Raw genomic sequence first — 2086 nt, 5'->3', positions numbered from 1 at the left:
TCCGGCTCGCCGGCGAGGCGCTGGAGCATCCGGTTGTACGCCTCGTGCGCCTCGTCGCTGTCCGGGTCCACTTGCTCGGAGCCCACCTCGGTGGAGATCACGGTACGGCGTACCGCGTCCAGCCAGCTGCCTGTCATCCGGTCGCGCTTCGCGGGTGACGTGACGACGGCGAGCATCAGCCCGACGGCAGCCCACATCATCAGGCCGTCCCCCGCCGCCCACATCAGCCCGCCGGCGGCGTGGATGTCCGACAACGCGTCGGGCGCCCAGTGCGGACGCATCTGCGTCATCATCGGGAACGGGTCGCGCGGTGCCTGCAGCAGCACGATCCCGACCACCGTGTCGGGCAGCATCGCGATCAGGAACAGCACCAGCCGCAGCCCGTAGCCCAGGCTCGTACGCAGCGGCTCCTCCCCCAGCAACGGCAGGAAGAGCAGGTACCCGGCGGCGACGTACAGCACCTGCTCGGCCGTCATCAGCCAGGGATGCATCGCCATCTGGTCCATGAACCCGGTCAGGTGGGTCGCGATGATCACCAGCGTGTAAACCGCCAGCCCGGTGGCCGGATGGGTGAGCACTCCCATCGGCCGCGAGGCCACCACCCGGCGGGCGCGGGACTGCCGGTCCGCGGGGACGGACTCGAGCGCGACCGTGATCGGATGCCCGAGGACGAGCAGGATCGGAACGACCATGATCAGCGTCAGGTGCAGCACCATGTGCATCCAGAACACCGACATCGAGTACGCGCCGATTCCGGAAGCCACGCACACCCACAGCACCGCGCAGCCGAGTACGAACGACACCACGCGCCACACGCGCACCGTCGACCGGCCGCGACCGCGCCAGCGCAGCACGCAGTACCCGCCGGCCAGCACCACGGCAACCGCGAGCCAGCCCGGCGCGACTCGCCAACTGCCCAGGAACGACGCCCAGGTCAGCGGCGCCAAGCCACCCATGTCAGCCATCGACGTCAAGCATGGCACACGGCATTTCGTCACCCGCGGGCGGAGCTCCACACGGCGTACAACTCGGCCGCGTACTCCGGACGCGCCGCGAGAATCCCGCCCGTTGCGGGCCAGACGGTGTCGTTCCCGGCATCGTCCAGGAGTACGCCGCCCGCCTCGCGAACGATCAGCGCGGCGGCGAGGTGATCGATCGGGCTGAACCGCTCGATCACCGCTCCGGCTCCGCGTCCGGCAGCCGGTCCGGTCAGCGAGAGCGTCCCCGATCCCATCACCCGGACGGTGCAGAAGCGGTCGCGCAGCGCGTCGAAGAACTCGTACATCCCGGGCCAGGCCTGGTGCCCCTGCAGCTCGGTGCTGACCATCATCCCGGTCAGGCTCGCGCCCTCGGCCGACGGCAGCTTCAGCGGTACGCCGTCCCGCGCCGCGCCGCGTCCTGCGACGGCCGAGAACACCTGCCCGTGCCACGCGTCGCCGACCACCGCCACGAGCGGCTCCCGGTCGATCGCCAGCGCCAGCGAGAACGCGGTCCACGGCATCCCGTTCGCGAGGTTCGCCGTACCGTCCACCGGGTCGACGTACCAGCACGGTGTGCCGGGCCGGGCGACGCCGCCGAGCTCCTCGCCCACCACCAGGTGACCGGGCAGCCGCTCGGCGATGACCTCGCGGACGTGCTGCTCGACCGCGACGTCGATCACGGTGACGTGGTCGGCGGCGTGGGCCTTGGTACGGATCACGCCGAGCTCGGCGCTGCTCGTGTAGTCGACGGCCCAGCGGGCCAGTTCGTGCGCGACCGTGGCCGCTGTCTCGAGCTCGTCGGTCGTGAGTAGGGCGGGTCGGGGCGCGGTGCTCCAGGATTCGGGGCCTTCGGCAACGATACGCTGCAGGACGCGGAGCCGGTTGGTCGTGACGGCGTCGGCGCCGGTGGCGAGGACCCAGCGCATCGTGTCCTCGTCGTCGACGGTCCAGCAGGCCATTCGGGCGCCTGCCGCGTGTGCTGCGTCGATGAGCGCGGGGCTGAGGAAGATGTACGCCGAGTTGACGACGTCGGGCTTCAGCTCCGCGACGAGGTCCGCGGGTGGCAGGTCGCGCCGGTTCCAGGGCAGCCAGATCCGGGCGTCAGC

The 2086-nt window shown here is 71.0% G+C and carries 2 protein-coding genes; both read right to left on the bottom strand.

Going from position 1 to position 2086, the window contains the following annotated elements; genetic code table 11:
• A partial coding sequence (locus VFF46_RS35800; protein ID WP_325041692.1) for a cytochrome c oxidase assembly protein occupies positions 1-965 on the bottom strand: 965 nt, incomplete at its 3' end.
• Between the two features lie 29 nt (positions 966-994).
• Positions 995-2086, bottom strand: a 1092-nt coding sequence (locus tag VFF46_RS35795; protein WP_325041691.1) for an inositol monophosphatase family protein, incomplete at its 5' end; no start/stop codon positions are given.

Origin of the sequence: Kribbella sp., assembly GCF_035655035.1 — a bacterium.
Taxonomy (GTDB): Bacteria; Actinomycetota; Actinomycetes; order Propionibacteriales; family Kribbellaceae; genus Kribbella.
Note: the sequence above shows the minus strand (reverse complement) of the source record. Positions and strands in the feature narration are given on the sequence as shown.